At 69.2% G+C, this 24,423-nt stretch carries 27 protein-coding genes; 13 read left to right on the top strand and 14 right to left on the bottom strand.

Translation table 11 applies throughout. From position 1 onward, the window contains the following. Window positions 1–60: 60 nt before the first annotated feature. The 7 genes from ACZL02_RS03315 to ACZL02_RS03285 form a co-directional block, all read right to left on the bottom strand. A complete protein-coding gene (locus ACZL02_RS03315; RefSeq protein WP_472938754.1) occupies window positions 61–1,329 on the bottom strand; it encodes a phage major capsid protein in 1,269 nt (422 codons plus the stop codon). 47 nt (window positions 1,330–1,376) lie between these two features. Further along, window positions 1,377–2,192 (bottom strand): HK97 family phage prohead protease, encoded by an 816-nt coding sequence (locus tag ACZL02_RS03310; protein WP_472938753.1) that lies wholly within the window; start codon window positions 2,190–2,192, stop codon window positions 1,377–1,379. A gap of 2 nt (window positions 2,193–2,194) precedes the next feature. Then, window positions 2,195–2,539: a DUF6107 family protein gene (locus tag ACZL02_RS03305; protein ID WP_472938752.1), complete on the bottom strand. Its 345-nt coding sequence runs from the start codon at window positions 2,537–2,539 to the stop codon at window positions 2,195–2,197. A gap of 39 nt (window positions 2,540–2,578) precedes the next feature. Continuing rightward, complete coding sequence (locus ACZL02_RS03300; RefSeq protein ID WP_472939098.1) at window positions 2,579–3,823, bottom strand: phage portal protein; 1,245 nt, start codon at window positions 3,821–3,823, stop codon at window positions 2,579–2,581. A gap of 139 nt (window positions 3,824–3,962) precedes the next feature. After that, the gene (locus ACZL02_RS03295) at window positions 3,963–5,408 is read right to left on the bottom strand and encodes a DNA-packaging protein (protein ID WP_472938751.1); all 1,446 of its coding nucleotides are present in this window, start codon (window positions 5,406–5,408) and stop codon (window positions 3,963–3,965) included. Between the two features lie 23 nt (window positions 5,409–5,431). Continuing rightward, complete coding sequence (locus tag ACZL02_RS03290) at window positions 5,432–5,797, bottom strand: hypothetical protein (protein ID WP_472938750.1); 366 nt, start codon at window positions 5,795–5,797, stop codon at window positions 5,432–5,434. A gap of 186 nt (window positions 5,798–5,983) precedes the next feature. Further along, window positions 5,984–6,460, bottom strand: coding sequence for a YcgN family cysteine cluster protein (locus ACZL02_RS03285; RefSeq protein ID WP_472938749.1), 477 nt, complete (start codon window positions 6,458–6,460; stop codon window positions 5,984–5,986). A 131-nt stretch (window positions 6,461–6,591) separates the two neighbouring features. On the opposite strand from ACZL02_RS03285, the gene ACZL02_RS03280 reads away from it, so the two are divergent. The 3 genes from ACZL02_RS03280 to ACZL02_RS03270 all read left to right on the top strand — a co-directional run bounded on the left by ACZL02_RS03280 (window position 6,592) and on the right by ACZL02_RS03270 (window position 10,008). Then, a complete protein-coding gene (locus ACZL02_RS03280; protein ID WP_472938748.1) occupies window positions 6,592–8,739 on the top strand; it encodes a transglycosylase domain-containing protein in 2,148 nt (715 codons plus the stop codon). A 107-nt stretch (window positions 8,740–8,846) separates the two neighbouring features. Beyond that, a complete protein-coding gene (locus ACZL02_RS03275; RefSeq protein WP_472938747.1) occupies window positions 8,847–9,431 on the top strand; it encodes a DUF1214 domain-containing protein in 585 nt (194 codons plus the stop codon). After that, entirely contained in the window at window positions 9,424–10,008 is a 585-nt protein-coding gene (locus ACZL02_RS03270) for a DUF1254 domain-containing protein (protein ID WP_472938746.1), read from the top strand. The genes ACZL02_RS03275 and ACZL02_RS03270 overlap by 8 nt, the downstream gene beginning before the upstream one ends. Before the next feature lie 46 nt (window positions 10,009–10,054). Here ACZL02_RS03270 and ACZL02_RS03265 read toward each other — a convergent pair whose 3' ends face one another. Further along, window positions 10,055–10,216 (bottom strand): hypothetical protein, encoded by a 162-nt coding sequence (locus ACZL02_RS03265; protein ID WP_472938745.1) that lies wholly within the window; start codon window positions 10,214–10,216, stop codon window positions 10,055–10,057. 298 nt (window positions 10,217–10,514) lie between these two features. Here ACZL02_RS03265 and ACZL02_RS03260 point away from each other — a divergent pair, with 298 nt between their 5' ends. After that, window positions 10,515–11,693: a hypothetical protein gene (locus ACZL02_RS03260; RefSeq protein WP_472938744.1), complete on the top strand. Its 1,179-nt coding sequence runs from the start codon at window positions 10,515–10,517 to the stop codon at window positions 11,691–11,693. A gap of 244 nt (window positions 11,694–11,937) precedes the next feature. Here the strand turns inward: ACZL02_RS03260 and ACZL02_RS03255 are convergent, their stop codons facing one another. The 4 genes from ACZL02_RS03255 to ACZL02_RS03240 all read right to left on the bottom strand — a co-directional run bounded on the left by ACZL02_RS03255 (window position 11,938) and on the right by ACZL02_RS03240 (window position 15,288). Further along, window positions 11,938–12,189, bottom strand: a complete 252-nt coding sequence (locus tag ACZL02_RS03255; protein WP_472938743.1) for an amino acid transporter — start codon at window positions 12,187–12,189, stop codon at window positions 11,938–11,940. Window positions 12,190–12,307: 118 nt separating this feature from the next. Then, entirely contained in the window at window positions 12,308–12,655 is a 348-nt protein-coding gene (locus tag ACZL02_RS03250; protein WP_472938742.1) for a DUF1491 family protein, read from the bottom strand. Between the two features lie 46 nt (window positions 12,656–12,701). Next, window positions 12,702–13,520, bottom strand: coding sequence for a peptidoglycan-binding domain-containing protein (locus ACZL02_RS03245; protein ID WP_472938741.1), 819 nt, complete (start codon window positions 13,518–13,520; stop codon window positions 12,702–12,704). After that, window positions 13,459–15,288, bottom strand: coding sequence for a PAS domain-containing sensor histidine kinase (locus ACZL02_RS03240; protein ID WP_472938740.1), 1,830 nt, complete (start codon window positions 15,286–15,288; stop codon window positions 13,459–13,461). Before ACZL02_RS03240 ends, ACZL02_RS03245 begins: the two co-directional genes overlap by 62 nt. Window positions 15,289–15,719: 431 nt before the next feature. Here ACZL02_RS03240 and ACZL02_RS03235 point away from each other — a divergent pair, with 431 nt between their 5' ends. Continuing rightward, window positions 15,720–16,241 carry a DUF5330 domain-containing protein gene (locus ACZL02_RS03235; RefSeq protein ID WP_472938739.1) on the top strand — a complete coding sequence of 174 codons (522 nt, stop codon included), beginning with the start codon at window positions 15,720–15,722 and terminating at the stop codon, window positions 16,239–16,241. A gap of 62 nt (window positions 16,242–16,303) precedes the next feature. Next, window positions 16,304–16,726, top strand: a complete 423-nt coding sequence (locus ACZL02_RS03230) for a SufE family protein (protein ID WP_472938738.1) — start codon at window positions 16,304–16,306, stop codon at window positions 16,724–16,726. 34 nt (window positions 16,727–16,760) lie between these two features. Here ACZL02_RS03230 and ACZL02_RS03225 read toward each other — a convergent pair whose 3' ends face one another. Together ACZL02_RS03225 and ACZL02_RS03220 are read right to left on the bottom strand one after the other, a co-directional pair. Further along, the gene (locus ACZL02_RS03225) at window positions 16,761–17,276 is read right to left on the bottom strand and encodes a DUF6456 domain-containing protein (protein ID WP_472938737.1); all 516 of its coding nucleotides are present in this window, start codon (window positions 17,274–17,276) and stop codon (window positions 16,761–16,763) included. Further along, entirely contained in the window at window positions 17,273–17,740 is a 468-nt protein-coding gene (locus tag ACZL02_RS03220) for a helix-turn-helix domain-containing protein (protein ID WP_472938736.1), read from the bottom strand. The genes ACZL02_RS03225 and ACZL02_RS03220 overlap by 4 nt, the downstream gene beginning before the upstream one ends. A 199-nt stretch (window positions 17,741–17,939) precedes the next feature. On the opposite strand from ACZL02_RS03220, the gene ACZL02_RS03215 reads away from it, so the two are divergent. The 7 genes from ACZL02_RS03215 (at window position 17,940) to ACZL02_RS03185 (ending at window position 24,140) form a co-directional block, all read left to right on the top strand. Continuing rightward, window positions 17,940–18,413, top strand: a complete 474-nt coding sequence (locus ACZL02_RS03215; RefSeq protein ID WP_472938735.1) for a hypothetical protein — start codon at window positions 17,940–17,942, stop codon at window positions 18,411–18,413. Window positions 18,414–18,551: 138 nt separating this feature from the next. After that, window positions 18,552–19,775, top strand: coding sequence for an ABC transporter substrate-binding protein (locus ACZL02_RS03210; RefSeq protein ID WP_472938734.1), 1,224 nt, complete (start codon window positions 18,552–18,554; stop codon window positions 19,773–19,775). Between the two features lie 11 nt (window positions 19,776–19,786). Next, window positions 19,787–20,578 carry an ABC transporter ATP-binding protein gene (locus ACZL02_RS03205; protein WP_472938733.1) on the top strand — a complete coding sequence of 264 codons (792 nt, stop codon included), beginning with the start codon at window positions 19,787–19,789 and terminating at the stop codon, window positions 20,576–20,578. Further along, window positions 20,571–21,308: an ABC transporter ATP-binding protein gene (locus tag ACZL02_RS03200; protein ID WP_472938732.1), complete on the top strand. Its 738-nt coding sequence runs from the start codon at window positions 20,571–20,573 to the stop codon at window positions 21,306–21,308. The genes ACZL02_RS03205 and ACZL02_RS03200 overlap by 8 nt, the downstream gene beginning before the upstream one ends. 4 nt (window positions 21,309–21,312) lie before the next feature. Continuing rightward, window positions 21,313–22,200: a branched-chain amino acid ABC transporter permease gene (locus tag ACZL02_RS03195; RefSeq protein WP_472938731.1), complete on the top strand. Its 888-nt coding sequence runs from the start codon at window positions 21,313–21,315 to the stop codon at window positions 22,198–22,200. Continuing rightward, window positions 22,201–23,187 (top strand): branched-chain amino acid ABC transporter permease, encoded by a 987-nt coding sequence (locus ACZL02_RS03190; protein WP_472938730.1) that lies wholly within the window; start codon window positions 22,201–22,203, stop codon window positions 23,185–23,187. 59 nt (window positions 23,188–23,246) lie between these two features. Then, the gene (locus tag ACZL02_RS03185; RefSeq protein ID WP_472938729.1) at window positions 23,247–24,140 is read left to right on the top strand and encodes an NAD(P)-dependent oxidoreductase; all 894 of its coding nucleotides are present in this window, start codon (window positions 23,247–23,249) and stop codon (window positions 24,138–24,140) included. The last annotated feature ends 283 nt before the right edge of the window (window positions 24,141–24,423 follow it).

Raw genomic sequence — 24,423 nt, 5'->3', positions numbered from 1 at the left:
TGTCGTCTGTTCCCGGTCGCCCGGGGCGCCGCCGGCACCTGTCGCCGGCGCCGCTTCCGGCTATGCGGCGAAGGCCAGCAGCTTCACCGCGTCGAAATCCTGCACCCCGCCGCCAACCCGCTTGGTGGTGTAGAAGAGGACGTAGGGCTTGGCCGAATAGGGGTCGCGCAGCACCCGCACGCCCTGGCGGTCGACGATAAGGTAGAAGCGCTGGAAGTCGCCGAAGGCGATCGCCTTGGAGCCCGCCGCGATGTCCGGCATGTCCTCGGCCTCGACCATCGGAAAGCCCATCAGCGTCGCCTTGGCGCCGGCACCGGCCGGCGGTAGCCAGAGATAGTTGCCGTCGGCGTCCTTCAGCTTTCGCACCGCACTCTGCGTGCGCCGGTTCATCACGAAACTGCCGTTCTGGCGGTAGCCGGCCTTCACGGCGTAGACGAGGTCGATCAGCGCATCGGCGCCGAGCCCCGGCAGGAAGCCGCCCGCCTGGCCGGTCGAGATGGCGCCGACCTTGCCCCAGACCCAGGCGTTCTCCGCCACCGTGTCGTAGGTCATGAAGCCTTTCGGCCGGGCGACCCCGTTGCCGGTGACGAAGGCCGAGGACTCCTGCGCGGCAAACGCCTGCTCGACCTCCTCGCCGATCCAGCGGTCGATGTCGACGGCGCTGTCGTCGAGCAGCGCGTTGGTCGCCGCCGGCATGGCGTAGAGCTCCATCGTCGGGAAGCTCAGTTCGGCCAGTGTCGGCGCCGCGGTGCCCGGGCGAATGTCGGTCTCGGCCACCCAGCCGGTCTGGGCGCCGGACACCGCGAACGGCTTCTTCAGCACCGAGGACGACACGGTGCGGACGCTCGCGATGGCGCGGATCGGCGAGATCGCCGCCAGCCGCCGGCCGATCTCGGTCTCCGTCTCCGCCGGCACCAGAAAGCCGCCATCGGCGCCGGTGACGCCCGACATCGCCTTCTCCTCGAGGCGCCGCACCTGCCGCTCGTCGCCGCCGCGGATATAGGCCTCGAACGCCGTCTTGTGCTCGCTCGGCCGCGCCTCGTGCCCCTCGCCGCCGCCGCCGCCGAGGGCCGGCCGCATCTGCTTCAGCACCAGCCGCTCCAGCCGCCGCTCCTGCTCGTCGAGCGCCCGGCCGATGCGGTCGACCTTCTCCTCGCTGACGACGTCCGCCGTCATCCGCCGCTCGATCTCCGACAGGCGTCCGTCGTTCGCCTCGCGAAATCCTTCGAACGCCTGCATGAACTGATCGAAGGCCTGGCCGACCTCCCCTGTCGCGGGCCCCATCTCCGTCTGAGCCTTGATCTCCGGTGCGCTCATGGTCTGCGGCATGTCTTCTCCTCCTTGGGTTGAAAACGTGTCTTTCGGCGGAGCGGGTCTCAGGGCCCGACCGCGATCTTTTGCGCGCCGTCGCGCAGCCGCAGCGCCAGGGGAGCCAGAGGCGCGGCCCCGTTGCCGACCGCCCGCACCCGGGCGCCTTGCTGCATCGGAAAGGTGACGACCGAGATCTCCCAGAGGTCGATCTCCACCAGCCGCCGCCTGGCGCCACCCGGCGCCGTCTCCCGCGCCGCCCGCGTCGTCCGGAAGCCGATCGACAGCCCGTCCACCGCCCCGGCCGCGATCAGCTGGAAAGCCTCGCGCCCGCCGCGCGTCTCCATCGCCAGCCGGCCCTCGACCAGCAGCCCCCGCGCATCCTCGGCGACGCGGGTCCAGACCCCGATCGGCCGCCCCGGCTCATGCTGCCAGAGCATCCGGATGCCGGCCGCGCCGCGCCGCGCCAGCGAGGCGGCGAACGCCCCCGGCAGGATGCGGTCGCCGGCGAGGTCCACCTGGTGGAACAGCGCGGCATAGCCCCGCACGGTCCCGGCCGCCGCCGCCGCGCTGTCGTCCCGCGCCACCGCAGGCACCGACGCCATCGCGCCGCTCGGCCGCCCGCCGAAGGCCCGGCCCATCCCACCGTTTGTGCGAAGGCCGACGCCCGGCGCGCCGACGGCCTTGGTCTGCCCCGCCACCAGCGCGGCCGCCTTCGTCTGCAGCGGCGCCGGCCGGCCGGCGGCAAGCTTCGTCTGCAGCGGCGCCGGTCGGCCGGCGGCAAGGCTCGCTGTCGCCGTGCCGGGCCGTGCCGCCGCCGTCTCCGGCGGCCGGGCGGCGCGCGTCTCCGGTTCGCCCTGTCGCGGTCCCGCGGGGCTTGCCATGCTCAGCCCTCCCCGCCGGCGGCGGCCCCGCCCTTGCCGGGCATCATCTGCGCCGCGAGGCGCGCGAGGATCCCCAGCGCCCACCAGGCGCAGAGGCTTGCCGCCGCCGAGCCCATCATGATCCGCTCGCCCGCCGACAGCGCCTCGTCGAGGCCGAGCCAGGCGGCGAGCGCAAGGCCCGCCGGCGCGCCGAAGACGAGGCCGGTGACGACGCCGATCATGAAGCGCGCCCCCGCCTCGCGCCGCCCGTGCGGCAGGAGGTAGGCGACCGAGATCGCCGACCCCGCCGCCGCCCCCGCAAGCTTTGCCACCCACACCGCCGCCGCGGTGATCGGTTCTACCGTCATGGCCGGTCTCCCCTTTGCTCGTCTGCCCAATGCCACCCGTCACCGCGGCCCGTAGCCGACGGCCGCACGCTTCTCGTCGTCGCTGAGGAAGTCCGCAGCGCTCACCCGCGCCCAGCGTGCCTCGCGCTCGGCGCTAAGGCCCTCGATGCGGTCGGCGTCGAAGGCGAGGCGCAGTTCCGGCTCACCGAAATGCCCGCCCAGCCAGTCGCCGATCGCGCCGGCGAGCCGCGCCAGCAGCGGCAGCACCGTCAGCCGGAAGAAGGCGCGGTTGGCCTCGGCATAGTTCGAATAGGTGTTGTCTCCGGGGATCCCGAGCAGCATCGGCGGCACGCCGAAGGCCAGCGCGATCTCGCGCGCCGCCTGGTTCTTCGCCTCGATGAAGTCCATGTCCTTCGGCGACAGGCCCATCGCCTTCCAGTCGAGCCCGCCTTCCAGCAGCATCGGCCGCCCGGCCCGCGCCGCCCCGGTATAGCCGCCCTCGAGTTCGGCCTTCAGCCGGTCGAACTGGTCCGGCGAAAGGTTGCCGGCCTCGCCCGGCTGGTAGACCAGCGCACCGGAGGGCCGCGCGGAATTGTCGAGCAGCGCCTTGTTCCAGCGGGCCGCCGCATTGTGCAGGTCGAGCGCGCTGCGGGCCGCCGACAGCGGCGCAAAGCCGTTGGCATCCGCCAGCGGGTGGAAGAGCTTCAGGTGCAGCACCCGCCCCGGCCGCTCCCTCCCGCCGTTTTCCGCTCCGCCGCCGTCCGCCCCGCCGCTGTCCGGCACCTGCGGGTCGAGGCCGATGCTCGCCGACCCGCCCTCGGCCGCGATCCGCCGGACATAGCTGCCGATGCGGTACTCGTAGGCCTCCGGCCAGCCGTCGCTCCCCTCCACCACCCGCACCCGGTCGGGTCTCAGCGCAAAGAGGGCGCGCGGCCGGTCGACCACGGACACTTCGAGAAAACCGTCGCCGGCGAGCAGAAGATGCCCGCACAGCGTCTCGATCAGCCCGGTCCCGTCCTGCATCCCGTTCGGCCGCCGCAGCAGCGCCAGCAGCGGATGCGCCTCGATCTCCCGGGTTCCGTCGTAAAGCAGCAGCGGGATCGCCGCGGCGTTCTCGGCGATCAGCCGGATCGAGCGGTAGACCACCGGGTTCTGCATGAAGCCGGCCTTCGCCAGGCCCTGGTAGCTCTGCTCCCCGAAAGCCCCGTCGGAGGCGTCGGTGAACACCAGCGTGCCGCCGCCGATGCTCTTGCCCTCGGCCGGCCGCGAAAGGGCCGCCGGCGGGTTCGTCAAGGCGCGCGTCATCATCCCCGCGAGCGTCGATCGCAGTCCCATGTCGGTCTCCCCGTGATGTCGGAATTGTCGAAGGCGCCGCAGCGCTTACCTAAAGCCCGCGCACCCGCGGCACTTGTTGCTGCAGCCCGCGCACCCGCGGCACCTGTTGCTAGAGCCCGCGCACCCGCGGCTCGGCGACCGGCGCGAGCAGCGCCGTCACCGCCCAGACCAGCGCGTCCAGCCGGTCGGGCGAGCGCCCGTTCGACAGCCCGTCCGGCCCGAAATCGCACATCTCGTCTTCCAGCGCCGCGAAGCTCCCGGCGTGCCGGACGCGGCCTTGCTCGTAGAGGGCGGCCACCGGCTCGGCCCGCACCCATTTGCCGCGCGTCGCCCGGACGCTGCGCACCGGCACTGCCGGCGAGACGGCGCGGATCACCGCCTCCACCATGTCGCCGCCCTGGTTCACCTCGGCGACGATCCGGTCGGCCTCCAGCCGCTCGTAGAGCGCCACCGCCGCCGCCGCCCATTCATGCGGCTTGGCGCCTTGCCGGCTGGCATCGGCGAGCACGTAGATCGTCCCGTCCGCCGCCCGGCCGGCGGCGACGATGCCGCAGGCGTCCGAGTTCTTCGACGCCGTCGCCGGCGGGTCGACGCCGACGACGATGCGCTGCAGCGGCGGAGCCGCCCGTACCCGCAGCCGGTCGATCGCCGCGCGGTCGAACAGCGCGTCCTCGCGGGCCGCGATGCACTCGCCCTCCAGCTCCTGCCGCGCCAGCCGCGAGCCGCCGTAGCGGGCCGCCATCGCCTCGACGAAACCGGCCCCGAGGTTCCCCGCATTCTCCGCCGTCCGCATCCGCGTCGCGACTGTCATCGACTTCAGCAGGATAGGCCGCGCCCCCACCGCTCCGATCTCCCCCCTTGAGGGGAAGATGGCCGGCAAGCCGGATACAGGATGGCCAGAGGGGGGTGCCTCACACGATACTCCGACCAACCCCCCACCAATCCCGCCCCCCAGCACCCCGGCCTCGACCAGCAACCGCTTCAACAGCGGCACCGGCCGCGGCGTCGTCGTGAACAGCGCCCGCGCCTGGTCGCCGAGCCGCAAGCCCATCTGCAGATTGTCGAAACAGGCCTCGGGATGTTTCCATTTCGCCAGCTCGTCGCCCCAGGCCGCATCGAACTGGTAGCCGCGCAGCGCCTCGGGATCCTCCGAGGAGAACACCTGCGCCACCGCGCCATTGCCGAACACCAGCCGCCGCCGCGTCGATTCATAGACCGGGCGGACACCGCCGACATTCGCCCGAAGCCCGCTCTCGCCCTCGATCATCACCTCGCGGGCATCGCCCAGCGTCTCCGCCACCAGAGCGATCCGGCCGTAAGGCTTTGCACCGGCATGCCCCTCGACCAGCGCCCGCACCCATTCCGCTCCCGCCCGCGTCTTGCCCGAGCCACGCCCGCCGATCAGCAGCCATTGCCGCCATTCACCCGCCGGCGGCAATTGCTCCGGCCGGGCAAGGCTCGCCCATCCCGGCATCGCCGCCGCAAGGACCGCCGGCGGGCAGTCCGCCATCGCCGCCCCGACGGCCGCCCAGAACGCCTCGTCATCCAGCGTCATCGCGGTGCCTTCCACCCGGCCCGTCAGGCCGTTTCCCGGGCTGCGGCCCCAGCGGACTGACCGAGATCCTCCCCCGCGAACCGCCCCTCGCCGTCGAACAGCATCGGCCCGCCCCGCCGCCGCGCGTCCAGCGACTGAAGCCGGCGCAGCATTTCGGCCCGCAGCCGTGCGGTCTCGCCGTCTCCGTCCTCGCCGCCGCGCGCCTCCAACACCTCCAGGCGCTTCAGCTCCAGCAGCTTCTCCAGCGTCCGCGTCATCTGCCCGACCGCCTCGATCCGCCCCTTGGCGCCGCCGGGCGGCCCGTCCCCGCACGCACACTCCGCCTCCAGCGCCGCCATCTCGCCCGTCAGCACCGCCAGCAACCGCTCCGACAAGGACGAACCCGCCATCTCCGCCATTCCCGCACCCTCCGGACATGAAAAAGGCGGCCGGACCAAAAGCCCGCCGCCACACTTTTCCGACTGTACCCGAAAGCTACCCGACCACCGTCACGCTGTCAAGGCATATTTTCTTATAGAGGATCTTTTTCTTACGCCATCGATACGGGCAGCGCAGCGGCCTGTTGGCGGAAGCTTCTACCGCCGCCCCTCCCCCGGATCGTCCCCCGGCCAGTCCGCCAGATGCTCCTCGAAATCCTCCATCTCCATCCCGTCCTCGGAGATCGTCCTGTCGCGGACGGAGATGCCGGCATGGTGCACCGTCTCCGGATCGCCGGAGACGAGGTGGTGCCACCAGTAGAGGTCGCGGCCCTCGCGCACGAGGCGGTAGGCGCAGGTCGGCGGTAGCCAGGCGATCTTCCTGACCGCCTCGACGTCGAGGCCGATGCAGTCGGGCACGGTGGCGCGGCGGTTCTCGTAGTCCGAACAGCGACAGCTGTGGCCGTCGAGCAGCGTGCAGGCGACATTGGTCCAGGCGATCTCGCCGGTGTCCCAGTCCTCCAGCTTGTTGAGGCAGCAGCGCCCGCAGCCGTCGCAGAGGCTCTCCCATTCCTGTGGGGTCAAGGCCTCGAGGGTGGTATCCTTCCAGAACGGTTTGTTGCCGAAATCACGCATGGGGAATTTCGTTCATAAGCTCAAGGTCTTCTTGTTGTCGCCGCATAATCCGGCCACTTAATCTCATCGAAGGGACTGCGGTGCTAGAGCCTTCCGAAAGACGGCTCCGGCCGCTGGAGAACAGGTCGAACGTGCCATCATCGTCACCCAAGACCCCGAAACGCTGGAACCCGTCGCGGCTGATCGAGCTCGACGCGTGGATCGATTCCAGCCTGTGGCGGTTTTTCCACGCCTTTTCCGCGATCTGGGAAAGCATTACCATCTTCTCCCGGCGGTTTCGCGCCACCGGCTTCAAGCGCTTTCTCGTCGAGCTGTCCTGCGAGGGGCTGACTCTCGGCCTTGCCGGCATGGTGCTGATGCTCGTCCTCGCCCAGCCGGCGATGAAGCTCACGGTCGACGGCTTGCCGCTCGAAACCGACTATTCCGTGTTGTTCCTCGACCGGCACGGCAATGAGATCGGCCGGCGCGGCGTGCTGCGCTCGGACGCCATCCCGATCGACGAGATGCCCGACCAGTTCGTCAAGGCGGTGCTGGCCACCGAGGACCGGCGCTTTTTCGACCATTGGGGCATCGACTTCTTCGGCCTCGCGCGGGCGCTGAGCGAGAATGCCCGGGCCGGCGGCGTTGTCCAGGGCGGCTCGACGCTGACCCAGCAGCTCGCGAAAAACCTGTTCCTGTCGAACGAGCGCACCATCGACCGCAAGATCAACGAGGCCTTCCTGTCGCTCTGGCTGGAATCCAATCTCACCAAGCGCGAAATCCTCGGCATGTATCTCGACCGCGCCTATATGGGCGGCGGCAGCTTTGGCGCGGCGGGGGCGGCCGAGTTCTATTTTGCGAAAAACATCCGCGAGGTCAGCCTTGCCGAGGCGGCGATGCTCGCCGGACTGTTCAAGGCCCCGGCAAAATATGCCCCCCACATCAATCTCCCGGCGGCCCGCGCCCGCGCCAACGAAGTCCTGTCCAACATGGTGCAGGCCGGCTTCATGACCGAGGGCCAGGTCGTCGCCGCCCGCCGCCAGCCGGCCACCGCCGTCGACCGCTCGGCCATCACCTCGCCCGACTATTTCCTCGACTTCGCCTTTGCCGAGGTGCAGCGCATCGCCGAGAAGATCCCGCACCGCAACTTCGTCGCCCGCACCTCGTTCGACGCCGGCCTGCAGCAGCTCGCCGACGAGTCCGTCGAGTACCACCTGCAGCAGTTCGGCAAGCCTTATGGCGTCGACGAGGCGGCGATGGTGGTGCTCGACGACGAGGGCGGCGTGCGCGCCATGGTCGGTGGTCGCGATTACGGCCTGTCGCAGTTCAACCGCGCCACCAAGGCACTCCGCCAGCCCGGCTCCTCGTTCAAGGGCTACGTCTACGCCGCGGCGATGGAGAACGGCTATAAGCCGCTGGACGTCATCTCGGACGGCCCGATCACCGTCGGCAACTGGTCGCCGCAGAACTACGGCCGCTCGTTTGCCGGCCGGGTGACGCTGGAGGATGCGATCGCCCGCTCGATCAACACCGTGCCGGTCCGGCTCAGCCAGAAGATCGGCATGGCCAAGGTTACCGCCCTGGCCAAGGCGATGGGCGTCGAGAGCCCCTTGCGCGGCGACAAGACCATGGCGCTCGGCACCTCCGAGGTCACCGTTCTCGACCAGGCGACCGGCTATGCCGTCTTCCCCGCCGGCGGCATGGATTCGCACCGCCATGCCATCCTGTCGCTCGCCGATGGCAGCGGCGACATCCTGTGGGATGCGAACCGCGACATGCCCCCCCGCCACCGCGTCCTGTCCGAGCAGGCGGCCAAGTCGATGAACGAGATGCTGGTGCAGGTGCCGATCAAGGGCACCGCCCGCAAGGCGCAGCTGACCATGACGCGCGCCGCCGGCAAGACCGGCACTACGCAAGGCTACCGTGACGCCTGGTTCGTCGGCTACACCGGCAACTTCACCGCCGCCGTCTGGTTCGGCAATGACAGTTTCCGCCCGACCAACAAGCTGACCGGCGGCTCGCTGCCGGTGCAGACCTGGCACCGCTTCATGGAGGCGGCGCACCAGGGCATCGAGCTGAAGCCGATCCCCTACATCGCCGACCCGCTGCCGGCGCCGTCCACCGCAAAGGTCGCCGCGGTCCCCGATGCCGCCCCGCGGCCGGTGCGCCCGCTATCGCTGAACAATGCCGCGCAGAAGCTGCTGCTCGACCTCGGACGCCAGTTCGAGACGGCCCCGCCGCTCGGGCCGGAAAAGGTCGCCGCCAACCGCCCGGCCGGTCCCGCGCCATCGCCGCAGTAAGCGCCGCACCCCGCCGGCGCCGCGGCGCTCCGGCTGGCGGCTTCGGGCTTGCCAGCGGCGGCGGGAAGTGAAATGAGCCGCATCGGCCCGCCCTGGAACGAGACCGTATGCGCTTCCTGATCCTTCTCGCCGTGTCGATCGCGATCGCCCTCGGCCTCGGCACCTGGAGCGCCAACTGGGCGCTGGGGGAAGCCGCCGATTTCGGCGCCGTCGAGGTCGGCCCGTGGCGCGCCAACCCGCTCGCCGGCTCGGTCGATGCAGATCCCTATTCCAAGGCCCGCCTCGCCCGCATCGGCAACCTGACGCTCGGCATCGGCGAGGGCATCCTGTTCCGCGCCACGCGCGACAGCGGCGGCGAGGTGCTTAGGCGCGAATGCAGCTATGTCCTGGCCGGCCAGACGCCGCCCGCCCGCATCTGGACGCTCGCCGCCTTCGCGCCGGCCGGGCAGCTGGTGCCGGCGGGCGAGAACCGTCCGGGCTGGCTGAGCTCGCGCGGCCTGATGCGGGCGGAGGACAACAGCGTCGGCATCGCGATCTCCCCGGTCGCGCAACCCGGCAACTGGCTCGCCGTCACCGGGCGCGGCGCCTATGTGCTGGCGCTGACGCTCTACGACACCCCCGCCAGTTCCTCGAGCGGCCTTGGCCAGCTCGACATGCCGAGCCTCGTGCGCGGAGACTGCCTCGATGGTTAGAGTGCTCTTCGCCCTTATAGCCGGCCTCATCGGGGCGGCGGCGGTCCACATCGCGGCGATCTTCGCCATCCCGGAGCTCGCCGAGAACAACGCCTGGGGCCGGCTGGCGCGGATTGCCGAGATCAACCTCGTGGCCCGCATCGACTCGCTGAGTGGCGAGGCAGCGGCCTCCACCGACAAGCCCGGCGTGCACGACTTCGCCTTCATCGACCCGAGCTTCGTCACCGCCGCCTGCCGCTTCTCTCTGGCCGAGGGTCCGGTCCGGCTCCTCGCGAACGGCCGGATCGATTTTTGGTCGGCCTCGATCTATTCGCGTTCGGGTGACAATCTCTACTCGATCAACGATCGCTCGGCCGTCGAGGGCCAGTTCAATCTCCTGGTGGCGACGCCCGAGCAGCTGACAGAGGCGGGAACCTCCGACGAGCGCGACGAGACCGCCATCCCCGTCGGCGTCGACATCGACGAGGGCTATCTGACGCTGCGCATCCTGGTCGACGAGGAGAGCAAGCGGCCGGAAGTGGACGCCTTCGTCCGTTCGCTCACCTGCGATCCCGTGCCGCCACCGAGCGACGAATAATGGGTTGGAATGTCTGCCTCCGGGCGGGTCGCCCGCGGCGACAGGATCAGGCTTGAAGCTGCTCGAGCAGGTCACCCGCCGCCTTGGCGCCGCCGGTCATCGGCTCGCGGCGGATGCACGGCAGGATCACCACCTCGGCGGTCGCGCCGGCTCGGCGTGACGGGGTCGCCATCGGCGGGCGCTCCGGAAAGCGAAGTACGGTTGCCATTGCCACGAACCCTTGCCTGCCCCTGACGAATGCTCGTCAGCCTCTGACCTCCGGCAGACTATGAGCAGCCTACCTTTCGCGGAGCTAACGCTACGTCGCCTCCGCACAACCCGCTGCCGGCCGGGTGTTTGCGCAGTTCCCAGGCCACATGGCTCCAGGCAATTGCGATGGTTCCCCAACCTTCCGGTGTCCCGTCATCGCGCCGAAACCCTCGGGAAAGCGATCATGCTTAACAGCTTGCTAAGACATCTTAGCTAATTGTTTGCATCTGACGTTCTGACCAGCCCACCGGAGTCCCATGAAGGACGAGAGCCCGCGCATCTTCCGCAATCTTGAAAAGACCGCCGGACGGGACGGCTTTGACACGATCGTCGGTGCGGCCGTGGCTTCCTACGGCTCGCTGCGCCTGCCGAACGACACGCAGGTGCGTGATTTCGGCCGTCTCGTCGATCCGCTGTGGACGAAGATCACCCCCGAGACCCGTCGCTCCGTGGCCGCCGCGCTGTCCAACAGCAGCCGCGTTCCCCGGGCGATCGTCGCCCGTCTCGTCGCCGAACCCATCGAGATTTCCGCCCCCTTCCTGATGTCCAGCCCGGTGCTGGAGCCCGCCGACCTCGACGTCCTCAGGGCAAGTTCCGACACCCGCATGCAGAAGATCGTCGAGGGCCGCAATCCGATCGCCCCGGCAGCGCCCGCCTTCATGACCGAGCCGGTCGCCGACGAGCCGGCAGCCAACGCCACAACCGCCGCCCCGGTGCCCGTCGCCGCGAAAGCCGCCACGGTGGCAACGTCGGCTGCCGCCCCAGTGGCAACGTCGGCTGCCGTGCACCCGGCAGCGGCCGCGCCATCCGCGGCACCCTCCCCCCGTCCCGCGCCGCCCGTCGAGGCGACGCCGGCCCCGCCGCTGCTGCGCGCCCGCAGCGCGCCGGTCGCAACGCCGCCCGCACCCTCCGCCACCCGCGCCGATCTGGTGCGCGAGACGCTGCGGCGCCTGGCGCTCGCCGGCCGCCAGGCCGGACCGACCGCCGATCCCGCCCCGAAGCTCGAGGACCTCGTCGCCCTCGCGGTGCAGCAGGACGCCGACCGCTTCTACACTGGCCTCCGCCGCAAGCTGATGCTGCCGATGGACATGCTGGGGAAGATCGTCGAGGACGAGACCGGCGACCGGCTCGCAGTGGCGCTGAAGGCGATGAACGCCGGGGCTGCCGACGCGCTTACCATCCTGATGATGATGAAGCCGCGCATCGGTCTCGACGTCGAGGCTTTCGGCCGGATGACCAAGTATTACCGCGCGCTGAAGGTCGAGGACTGCGCCTCTCTGACCGGCGCTGCACTGCGCCGCCAGACCGTCGCCGCCCCCAGCCTCGAGCCGCAATACCAGGATCTCGAGCCGCTCGAGCGCCAGGCCCCCCGCCCGATCTTCGGCCGCCGCGCCAGCCGCCCCGGCGAGACCGACAAGGGCAGCAAAAGGGCCTAAGGTTCTCGATAGGCGAGAAAACACTGTGGAAGCGCTGCTGCCGAAGACCGAGCTCGCCGCGACGTCTCATCGAGATTTCAGCAGGACACTTGAGCCACAGACTAGAGCGTCCTTGGCGCGTGCTTCCGGACGCATGGCGCTCGGGCGGCTTATTTCAGGCGCGGGCTACTGGTGAAATAGAGAACGGCAAGGCCCGTCACGACAACGGCCAAAGGCCCTATGAAAGCGACCGCCATATCGAGCGTCATCGGCTGAGCTCCCGCTTGAGATAGGCTCTGGCACACAGATGTAGCGCCACGCTACCGCCCATGCAACTGACTGGCATCAGCAGCAAAATGCTGGCCGTCGACAGCGCAGACGCGTTGGGCACCACGATGTTCATGATGGGGCCGATACCGCCGACGATGGTCAATCCGATCGCCAGGCCGTTCACATAGACCGCCGTCAGCTTAGCCGTTTCCTCTCGTGGTGATTTGCGATCCCGAAGGCTGAACATGGCGCGGTTTCCGCATGAAGGCTTGCGGGAAGGTTTCACGGGCCGAACGCGTGTGTCTATGGGCTGCCCATCAGTAGTTTCGTTGCCTGGACACAGGCTCTTCCCCCTATCCCTGCCCCTATCCCTGCACCGCGTCGGGATCGATGATCTCGAGATAGGTTTCGGGCGCTGCCGTCTCGATCTCCACCACCCAGAAGTCCGGATCGAACCGCGCCTCCTGCTCGAAGCGGCGGGTCAGCGCCGCGTCGTCGGTCACGGCCTCGGTCATGAAGCTGCGGTCGCCGCTGCCGGAAGACATCGTCTGGACGGCCGGACCGAACAGGCGGATCGAGCCGTCCCGGTTCCGGGCGATGATGTAGATCGCCCCGGCCGCCTCGGCGCCCCGGCGCTCGACCGCGGCAAAGCCGCCATCGGCAAACACCCGCCGCAGCAGCTGCGAGACGAAGAGGTCGCTGGTCACGCGCATGCGGTCACTCCTGCGGTGCCGGCGTCGCCGGCCTCAGGATCCCGCTCTACTGCACCGCGCCAATGGAGACCAGCCGCTCGAGGATGCGCTTGTCGGGATGGCCGGTGACCTCGAGCCCCTCCAGCGCCTCGAAGGTGCGGATTGCCTCACGCGTCCGTTCGCCGAGAATGCCGTCGGCATCGAGCTTGGCGACGTCGGCATGGGTCAGGCCGCTCTGGATCCGACGCACCAGCTCGCGCTCCGGCAGCGAGCCGGTGGTGCCGGGATCGCGCGCCTCGCCGTCGTTCGCGGTCGCGGCGGTGTTGCTGGCATAGCGCTCGGGCGCTGGCTGGGCGACCGGCACGGCGCCCGCCGGCGCCTCGGCGTCGGCGACCCGCATGTGCGCCTCGATCTGCCGCAGGAGCTGCGTCGAGGGCTCGCCGTCGACCCGCAAGGCGTATTCCGTCTGGAAGGCCTTGATCGCCGCGGTGGTCGCCTTGCCCGGCTTGCCGTCGAGCGCGGCGCTATAGTGCCCCGTCCGCGCAAGGAGGTTCTGCACCTCCAGCACCAGCGGCACCGCCATCAGGCTCTCGTCCACACCGGCATCGCTGGTGACCAGCGGCGCCATGTCGAGCGGGCCGCCGCGCGTCGCCATCATCGGCCGCGGGTGGCGGCTCGGCTGCGAATAGAACGCGTTGCCGGCCACGAAGGCGAACAGCACGACGACCCCGGCAATGCCGCCCGACAGCACGGGACGGGCCGCGATCGGGGCACCGATCTTGCCGAGGAGCGCGGTCGAGCCGCCGATCAGCCGCGCCGAGACGCTAGGCCGAACGACGCGTCTGCCGGTTGTCCTGCGCGGTGGTTGGGCTTTTTTTGCGGGCATCGGTGAGCGCTACGATCTTGTCGTTGGAGGTCTGTAGTTCTGCGATTCGGGCGGGACAGTCGAGCGGAATCCGGACGCTGACGGTGGTGCCGCGGCCGAGCGCACTGGCGATCTCCATCGACCCGCCGTGCAGCTCGCTCAGCGCCTTCACCAGCGACAGGCCGAGACCCGTGCCCTGGTAGCGCCGCGCCGGGCCGGTGGAGGCCTGGACGAAAGGCTGGCCGAGGCGCGGGATGTCGGCGTCGGCAATGCCGATGCCGGTATCGGAGACGCGGATGAGGAGCGCGCCGTCGCGCCGCTCCGCCTCGAGCGCGATGCTGCCGCTGTCGGTAAACTTCACCGCGTTCGACAGGAGGTTGAGGAGGATCTGGTGGCAGGCACGGGGATCGGCGACCATCTCGGCCGCGCCCGATCCCAGCCTGACGTCGAAGCGCAGGCCCTTGCGTTCGGCTTCCGGCCGCATCAGGTCGACAGCCGCCTTCAGCGCGGGTTCGATGCCGAAAGGCTCGAGGTGCAGTTCGTAACGGCCGGCCTCGATCTTGGAGATGTCGAGGAGGCTGTTGACCACCGAGAGCAGGTGCTCGCCAGACTGGCGGATCAGACCGACATATTCCTTCTGCCGCGGGTTTTCGAAGCTGCCAAAGAACTCCTGGTCGAGCACGTCGGAGAAGCCGATGATGGCGTTGAGCGGCGTGCGCAGCTCGTGGCTGACCGAGGCGAGGAACTGGCTCTTGGCGTCCGAGCTCTTCTTGGCCAGCGCCAGGGCGTCGCTGAGTTCGGCGGTGCGCAGCCGGTCGGCGGTGACGTCGCGCGCCAGGCACAGCACCGCCTGCAGCGCACCGGCCTCGCGCAGCGCGATCAGCTTCATGACGATGTCGGAAAACCCGCCGCCGGTCGCACGCTGCAGCCGCAGCTCGGTGCAGACCGTGTCGGCACCCGCCTTGATGTCGCCGAAGGCCTTCAGGTAGCGCACGCGGTCGGTGACGTGCAGCTGCTGGAAGATCGTGGCATCGTCGAGCGGGCTGCCGCCGAAGAGGCTTTCCGCCGCCTTCGAGGCAGAGACCAGACGGCCGTCGGCGGCAAAGCGAAGCACCGCATCCGACAGAGCGTTCTCGATCAGCACGGTCTCGGCCGATTCCAGCGCGCGCACCCTCTGGCCGGCGCTGCGGGTCCTGGCGAGGCGGAGCGTCTGCAGGCCGGTGAAGGCGAGGCCGAGGACGACGGCGAGCGGGGCTTCGGCGGCAAAGCCCGCCCCGGCGATCGCGCCGCTCCACTCGGCCAGCGCGACACCGCCAAGGGTCAGGCACGCCATGCCGCCGGCAAAGCCTGCCAGCGAGCGGCGTCCGGCGACCAGCGCCTCGACCGGGGCCAGCAGCAGCAGCCAGAGCAGGGGCGAGGCAAGCCCCGCGCCGAGGCCGGCGACAAGGCCGAGCAGCACGGCAAGGCTCGTGATGGCGCAGGAGAGGACGAGACCGAGGCGACCTGTCGAGGCAAGGAGCCCGGCGAGCGCAAGGCAAAGGCCGGCGACGATGATCGGCAGCACGACGCCGCGGGTGCCGAGTTCGGCAAGACTTGCAAAGGGCGACAGCAAGGCGGCGGCGAGCCCGGCTGCGACCAGCGCGCCGATGGCCTTGGCCTGCGTGCGGCGCGCGTCAGCCTCCAGGATGGCGGGCGCGACGAGGCCCTCGAAACGCCCGAGGAGAACTTTTGCGAGAGACCCGGCACGCTTGGCCGTCCCCCTGCTGTCTGCCCCGTTCAATCCAGTCATTCACAACCCGCGTCCGCTTCGATGCCGGGCCGGGTTTCCGACTCCACGTGAGTCGAGGCGCCCTCCCCGGTTGAAACGATCATGGCCCCGAACGGTTTAAGGAAGGCATAAGCGCTTGCCGATTGCCGCCCGCCCAAACCCCGCAGCGCGGCCCTCGACAAGGCCATCAAGCGCCAAGTGCAATCATGGTTAACGCGGTCTAAAGACGCCCTTCGAAACGCCAAGCCTTTGACTCAAATGCGTTTCGAGCTTTCCCTTTTGCCGCGATCCTCGAAATCCCTCGCATTTGAATCAAATTCGTCCACCGTTTTGAACGCCGCTTTCGCGTGGGCTCTGGCATGGTCCGTTTCACAGGGCAGACAGACGGCTTTTGCGGGCCGGACGATCCCCGGCAAGGCGCCGGCGGACGGCTCGGGGAAAGGGGCACACCGATGCGGTTCATCTTGAAGGCGGCGTTCTTTCTCGGGCTGATCGCCTTCTTCATGCCGTTCGGCGGCGCGCCGAAGGAAGCCAATATCTCGATGCTCGGCGCCTTCGTCGGCGCCCAGCAGGCGATCGCCGACCTCACCGGCTTCTGCGACCGTGCACCGCAGGCCTGCGACACCGGAAGGGAGCTGGCGGTCTTCGCCGGCGAGCGGATCACCGACGGTGCGGCTTTCGCCTACAGCCTGGTGCAGGAGAAGGTCGAGGGGCGCGACGCCCCGATGGTCGCCGCCACCTTGCCGACCGATCCGGTGAACACCGGCGCCGTGCCCGGCGCCGCGCTGCCGGCGATCCCCGCCGAGGCTGCCGCGCCGAAAGGCCCGCTGCCCTACATGCCGCCGAAGCGGATGACGGCAGAGGCGGACATCGATGCCGCCGCCGCGATCGCCGAGACGCCCGCGCCCGCCATCGGTGCCCGGCCGCACCACGCCGTCATCCCGGCCATCCCGACCCCGGCCCCGCGGGTCTGACCCCTGACAAGCCGGGCGGAACCGCCTATATCCGCCGGAGCACCTTCAGTGGCGGACACGGCATGAACAGCATCGACGACATCGAGGCGGATTTCGAACTTCTCGACGACTGGGAAGACCGCTACCGCTATCTCATCGAGCTCGGCCGCCAGCTGCCGGACATGCCCGAGGCAACCCGCAACGACCAGAGCAAGGTGCCGGGCTGCGTCAGCCAGGTCTGGCTGACCAGCGAGACCGAGGCGACGACACCGCCGCGGCTGACCTTCAAGGGCGAGTCCGACGCGCATATCGTGCGCGGCCTCGTCGCCATCACGCTGGCGCTGTTCTCCGGCCAGACCGCGCCCGACATCCTCGCCATCGACGCCGAGGCCCGCTTCGCCAAGCTCGGGCTGCAGGAACATCTGACGCCGCAGCGCTCCAACGGCCTGCGCTCGATGGTCGGCCGGATCAAGGAAGACGCGCGGAAGGCGATGAGCCCGGCCTGAGCCGCACACCGGCCGACGCGAAGTCCGCCCGGCCTCAGCCGCCGCCGACCGTCGGGCGGTAGTCCGCCGACCCCCAGCGCCTGATCTTGCCCTCGCCGGATCCTCCGGCCTCGGCGGCATAGCCGTAATGCCGCGACAGCGCGCCGAGCCCGGCCTTCAGGAGGAGCTTGGCGGACCGCGCCGGCCACTGCCGTTCCCGCTCGACCAGTTCCAGGCCCTTCAGGAAACAGCAGACGTCGAGGACGACGCCGGCAAGCTCCGGCCCAACCGCATCGAGCGCTTGGAAGACGCGCGCCTTGGCGTCGAGCGCGCTGTCGGAGAGATCGCCCGCGCCGCCTGCGGTCCCGGAGGCGCGCGGCGTCAGCGACCAGCGCTGGGTGACGCTCGGGGTCAGGCCGGCGCGGGTAAAATCCACCCGCAACCGCTCCCCCGCCATCGCTTCCGCCGCGCCGAGAAACGGGGCCCCGTCCTTGCCGCGCCGGGTGGCGAGCCGGGCGAGCGGCGATTCATCGGCGTTGAAGCCGGGAGCGGCAGGCGGCCGCGGGCTCAACGCAAGCCTCCCGCCAGCTGGTCGCGCAGGGCTTCCGCTTGCCGTTCGTGCCGGGTCAGAAGCGCATCGAACCCGCCATCGTCGCGCCGCGCCTCGACCTGCCGCACGGCATAGCCGACCGAACTGCGGTGACGCCCGAACCCCCGGGCGACGGCCCGAAGCGACAGCTGGAACACGACATGCGCGAGATACATGCCGACGTGCCGCGCGGCGCAGATTTCCTGCTGCGACCGGCCGGGCGCGGCGAGCGCCGCAGCGGGAACCCGCAACATCATCCCGGCGACCGCCCGGGCGAGGTCGCAGCGGCGGCCAACGGCGTCGTCGCCAGCACTCGCCGGCGAGACGGCGTGACCGCACGGCGCGGGGGACGGACGACAGCCATCCTTGGGGCGAATGTTCGATATCGGAGGGGTGCGGCGTGACGGACGGATGCCGTCCGACGGGCGGGGAAAGGTGTGCGACATGGGACCTCCTGGAGAATCCCAGGCAGCATGCACCCAATCCGGCGATATAGGAATAATATCTTTTACAATTTTTGCAGGTCACACCTAACTACCATGATACGGCCGTTCAGGATCGACGCCCCAATAAGATGCAAGGATAGTTTTCCTCCACCCCTCCCCACCGGTGCATGCTCGTCCGACCACCACCGGCGAGGACAGCATGGACGAGATCGAGAAGATGGAAGCGGCACTCCGGGCGGCCGTCCTGGCGCACCGGGTCGCGCTGCGGGCGCGTCTCCAGTCGGAGACCAAAGGGTTCGAGCTGCGGTTCCTCTGCGCCCGGCTGGGCTTTGCAGCTGAGGACCTCGACGCCATCGCCGCCAGCCCGGACGCCGCGCGGCTGCCGCCGGCGTTGCGGGAAACGCTGCGGCAGCGGCTGGCGGCCGAGGCGACGCGCCTTGCCCGGCTCGCCCGCGCCGCAAGCCCCGGCTACGACCTCAACCGGCACATCGCGGTGCGCCGGGCGATCGCCTGGACCGAGGCGGTACCGCCCCCGCCAATGCCCGGCGCCCCGTGCGACAAGCGCTCCGGCTGGATGTTGAACGGGCGTTTCCGCCGGTCTCACAGGAGCCGCCGTCATCCGCCGCATCGCCCCGCGCCGGAAGGGATGCCGGCACCGCTTGGGGGCGGCTAGTCCTTTCGGATGATCCCACGGCCTATCGTGCCGTCCCGCCTTGACAGGTTTTGCCGCACCGGCCCAAATCCCGGGGGAATGCGGGCCAGGCGGAAGAGGAAAACCTCACGCCGGCCAGAGGGATCTGGGAGGATCGATATGCGCCACCACACCGCCATGCTCGCCGCGACCGTCGCAGCGCTTGCTCTCGGCCCCGTCGGCGCTTCGGCGCAAGCGGTCTCGAACGACGTCGTGAAGATCGGCATCCTCAACGACCAGTCGGGCGTCTACGCCGATTTCGGCGGCAAATGGTCGGTCGAGGCGGCGAAGATGGCGGTCGAGGATTTCGGCGGCACCGTTCTCGGCAAGCCGATCGAGATCATCGACGCCGACCACCAGAACAAGGCCGACATCGCTTCCAACATCGCCCGCGAATGGTACGACGTGCAGAATGTCGACGCCATCATGGAGCTGACCACCTCCTCCGTCGCCCTCGCCGTGCAAGGCGTTTCGAAGGAGAAGGAGAAGATCGACATCGTCACCGGCGCGGCGACGACCGAGCTCACCGGCAAGCAGTGCAGCCCCTACGGTTTCCACTGGGCCTACGACACCCATGCGCTGGCCGTCGGCACGGGCGGCGCGCTGGTCAAGGCCGGCGGCGACAGCTGGTTCTTCCTCACCGCCGACTACGCTTTCGGCTATTCGCTGGAGCAGCAGACCGGAGATTTCGTCAAGGCGAATGGCGGCACCATCCTCGGCTCGGTGCGCCATCCCCTCTCCTCCACCGACTTCTCCTCCTTCCTGCTGCAGGCGCAGAGCTCCGGCGCGAAAGTGATCGGCTTCGCCAATGCCGGGCTCGACACCGCCAACGCCATCAAGCAGGCGGCCGAGTTCGGCATCGTGCAGGGCGGCCAGCAGCTGGCGGCGCTGCTCTTCACCGTCGCCGAGGTGAACGGCCTCGGGCTAGAGGCGGCGCAGGGCATCAACCTCACCGAGGGCTGGTACTGGGACCAGAGCGACGAGAACCGCGCCTTCGCCGAAAAATTCATGAAGCGCACCCAGCGCATGCCGAACACCATCCAGGTCGGCACGTACTCAGCGGTGCTGCAGTATCTGAAGGCGGTGGACGCGGCGAAGACCGACGCCACCAAGCCGGTCGCGGCCAAGCTGCACGAGATGCCGGTCGAGGACGTTTTTGCCAAGAAAGGCACCGTCCAGGCCAATGGCCGCATGGTCTACGACATGTACCTCTTCCAGGTGAAGGCGCCGGCGGACTCGACCAAGCCCTGGGACTATTTCAAGCAGGTCTCCGTCGTGCCGGGTTCGGAGGCGTATTTGCCGGTGGACAAGGCCGGCTGCGACACCGCGAGCTTCCCGAAATAGACGGCCGCGCGATGACCTCTGCTGCAGCCCCGGTCTCCCGCCCCGCCCCGTCCGGCGGGGCGATCCTGTCGGCGCGCGGGCTGACCAAGCAGTTCTTCGGCTTCAACGCCGTGCGCGACGTCGACCTCGACATCCACGAGGGCACCATCCACGCGCTGATCGGCCCGAACGGCGCCGGCAAGACGACGGTGTTCAACCTCCTCACCAAGTTCTTCGCGCCGACGTCGGGCACCATCATTTTCGCCGGCCGCGACATCACGAGGCTCGCACCCGCCGAGGTGGCGCGGCTCGGGCTGGTGCGCTCGTTCCAGATCTCGGCGGTCTTCCCGAACCTCACCGTGCTCGACAATGTCCGCGTCGCGCTGCAGCGGCCAGAGGGCCTCGCCACCCAGTTCTGGCGCTCCAACCGCGTGCTGCGCCGGCTCGACGAGCGGGCGATGGAGCTGCTCGAAGCGGTCAACCTGGCCGACAGCGCCGACCTTCCGGCGGTCGAGCTCTCCTATGGCCGCAAGCGCGCGCTGGAGATCGCCACCACGCTCGCCCTCGACCCGCCGATGATGCTGTTCGACGAGCCGATGGCCGGCATGGGCGCCGAGGACATCGGCCGCATCTCCGCCCTCATCCGGCGCATCGCCAAGGGGCGCACGGTGCTGATGGTTGAGCACAACCTCAACGTCGTCGCCGACCTCTGCGACCACGTCACGGTGCTCGCGCGCGGCGAAATCCTGTCGCAAGGGACCTATGCCGAGGTCAGCGCCGACCCGCGCGTCCGCGAAGCCTATCTCGGGACCGAGCATGAATAGCGCCGCCGTCTCCGCCTCGCCGGTCACCCGCCAGCCGCTCCTGGAAGTGCGCGATCTCGACGCCTGGTACGGCGAGAGCCATGTGCTGCACGGCGTGTCGCTCGATCTCTTCGAGGGCGAGACCATCACCCTCGTCGGCCGCAATGGCGCCGGCAAGACGACGACGCTGCGCGCCATCATGGGGCTCCTGTCCAAGCGCCGCGGCACCATCCGCATGGCCGGCCGCGACATGACGAAGGTGCCGCTGCACCGCACCGCGCATGCCGGCATCGGCTACGTGCCGGAGGAGCGCGGCATCTTCGCCAGCCTCTCGGTCGAGGAAAATCTGATGCTGCCGCCGAAGGTCGCCGAGGGCGGCCTGTCGGTCGAGGAGATCTATACGCTCTTCCCGAACCTTGCCGAACGACGCGCCTCGCCTGGCACGAAGCTCTCCGGCGGCGAGCAGCAGATGCTGGCGATCGCCCGGATCCTGCGCACCGGCGCGCGCGTCATCCTCCTCGACGAGCCGACGGAGGGCCTCGCCCCGGTGATCGTCCAGCGCATTGGCGACGTGCTGGTGCAGCTGAAGGCCAAGGGGATGACGCTGCTCCTCGTCGAGCAGAATTTCCGCTTCGCCCGCAAGGTCGCCGACCGCTTCTTCCTGATGGAGGACGGCCACATCCTCGAAAGCTTCGCGACCGCCGAGCTCGACGCCAAGATGGACCGGCTGCGCCAGGTCGTGGGGGTGTGACGCGATGACCATGATCTTCGGGGTCCCGCTCCCGGCGCTTGCCGGGCAATTGCTGGTCGGGCTGATCAACGGCTCGTTCTACGCGCTGCTGAGCCTTGGCCTTGCCGTCATCTTCGGGCTGCTCAGGGTGATCAACTTCGCCCATGGCGCGCAGTACATGCTCGGCGCGTTCACCGCCTACCTGCTGCTGCACCATGGCGGCATCGGATTCTGGCCGGCGCTGGTCGTCGCACCGGTGATCGTCGCGGTGATCTCGGGCGTCATCGAGCGGACCATGCTGTCGCGGCTCTACGGGCTCGACCCGCTCTACGGCCTGCTCTTCACTTTCGGGCTGGCGCTGATCCTCGAGGGCCTGTTCCGCTGGCAGTTCGGCGCCGCCGGCCAGCCCTATGCCGCCCCGGCGCTGCTTGCCGGCGGCACCAATCTTGGCTTCATGTTCCTGCCGAACTATCGCGGCTTCGTCATCCTCGCCTCGCTGGTGATCTGCCTGTCGACGTGGTTCCTGATCGAGAAGACCCGGCTCGGCGCCTATCTCCGCGCCGCCACCGAAAACGCCCCGCTGGTACAGGCCTTCGGCGTCAACGTGCCGCTGCTGCTGACGCTGACCTACGCGCTCGGGGCGGGCCTTGCCGCCATCGCCGGCGTTCTGGCGGCGCCGATCTACCAGGTCAGCCCGCTGATGGGGACGAACCTCATCATCGTCGTCTTCGCCGTGGTGGTGGTCGGCGGCATGGGCTCGATCATGGGCGCCATCGTCACCGGCTACCTCCTCGGCCTCTTGGAGGGGCTCACCAAGGTGTTCTACCCCGAGGCTTCGAACATCGTCATCTTCGTCGTCATGGCCGTGGTGCTGATCGCCCGGCCTGCCGGCCTGTTCGGACGGGAAGCCTAGATGTCCGCTGCCGAAACCGCCCCGGCCGTCCCCGCGACGCCCCCGTCCCGCCGTGCCGGCCAGCGGCCGCTCGGCCGTATCGGCCTTGCCATCGCCTTGCTGGCGCTGGTCGGGCTCGTCGCCGCGCCTTTCCTCGTCTACCCCGTCTTCCTGATGAGCGTGCTCTGCTTCGCGCTCTTCGCCTGCGCCTTCAACCTCCTCATCGGCTATGCCGGCCTCCTCTCCTTCGGCCACGCCGCCTTCTTCGGCGGCGCCGCCTATTTCACCGCCCATGCGGTGAAGGAATGGGGTTTCGAGCCGCTGTCGGCGATCCTCTTGGGCACCCTGGGCGCGGCCGGCATCGGGCTCGTCATCGGGCTGCTGGCCATCCGCCGGCAAGGCATCTACTTCGCGATGATCACGCTGGCGCTGTCGCAGATGATCGCCTTCATCTTCCTGCAGACGCCCTTCACCCATGGCGAGGACGGCATCCAGAACATTCCGCGGGGGCTGCTGCTGGGCGTCATCGACCTCAACCAGCCGCTCGCCATGTACTTCTTCGTCCTCGCCATCTTCCTCGCCGGCTTCGGCGCGGTCTGGCGCATCGTCCACTCGCCATTCGGCCACATCCTGCAGGCGATCCGTGAGAACGAGAACCGCGCGGTCTCGCTCGGCTACCGCGTCCACCGCTACAAGCTCGGCGCCTTCGTGATGTCGGCGGCGCTCGCCGGTACCGCCGGCTCGACCAAGGCCCTGGTGACGCAGATCGCGACGCTCACCGACGTGCAGTGGCAGATGTCGGGCGAAGTCATCCTGATGACGCTGCTCGGCGGCATGGGCACCATGCTCGGCCCGGCCGTCGGCGCCGGTCTCGTCATCCTCCTGCAGAATTATCTTGCCGCGGTCGGCTTCCCCGTGACCGTCTTGATCGGCATCATCTTCGTCCTCTGCGTCCTCGTCTTCCGGCGTGGCATCGTCGGCGAAGCCATCCGCCTCCTGAAGCGCTGATTGCGCTTCGTCTTCCTCTTCGAAGCGTCGATGGCGCTTCCAGCCAGAAAGCACATCTCATGACCACGATCGGTTTCATCGGGCTCGGTTTCATGGGCCACGGCATGGCGAAGAACATCGTCGAGAAGGGTTTTGCCCTGCAGGCGAAGGCCAACACCAAGCGCGAGGCGATCGAGGATCTCATCGCGCGCGGCGCCACGGAGAACGCCGACATCGCCGCCATCGGCGCGACCTCGGACCGGGTGGTGCTGTGCCTGCCCGGCTCCGACCAGGTCGAGGCGGTCATCGCCGGCGCCGGCGGCCTGCTCACCGACCCGAAGCCCGGCCTGATCATCCTCGACAGCTCGACCTCGAACCCGGTCTCGACCCGGCGCCTGTTCGAGCTCTGCGCCGAGAAGGGCGTGACACTCATCGACGCGCCGCTCGGCCGCACGCCGAAGGAGGCCATGGCCGGCACGCTCGACACCATGGTCGGCGCGACGCCCGAAATGTTTGAGACGGTGAAGCCGCTGATCGAGACCTGGTCGGGCAAGATCGTCCACACCGGCGGGCCCGGCTCCGGCCACACGATGAAGCTTCTCAACAACTTCGTCTCGCTCGGCTACGCCGCGCTCTACGCGGAAGCTTTGGCGATCGGCGCCAAGGCCGACATCTCCGCCGAAACCTTCCACGGCGTCCTCTCCGGCGGCCGGATGGACTGCGGCTTCTACCAGACCTTCATGCAGTACGTCGTCGGCCGCGACCGCGACGCGCACAAGTTCACCTTGAAGAACGCCCACAAGGACACCCGCTACCTCGTCTCCATGGCGAACGAAGCCGGCATCGCCAGCCATGTCGCCAGCGCTGTCAAGAACAGCTTCGCCACCGCCGAAGCGATTGGCAGAGGCGACGATTTCGTGCCGATGCTGTCGGACATCGTGGCCGAGCTGAACGGGATCAAGCGGGCGGAGTAAGAGCGCCGGGGCGGATGAAAGAAGGGCGCTCGTTCGACGGGCGCTCACCCGTCAGTTTCGTCATCCCGGACTTGATCCGGGATCCATTCCTCAGCGCTCGCGCCGCTCTCCCTATCAGAACGGGGCGTTGTTGAAACAGGAATGTCCACCCAAGCAGTCATACCCGGTGGTTTGGAATGGATCCCGGATCAAGTCCGGGATGACGAACGTCGAGGGATACCAGAGCTGGACAGGCTGCACCGCAAGGCGGCGACGACGCACACGCAGACGCAGACACACCCAG

This window comes from Mesocryomonas fontinalis, assembly GCF_055730125.2.
Note: the sequence above shows the minus strand (reverse complement) of the source record. Positions and strands in the feature narration are given on the sequence as shown.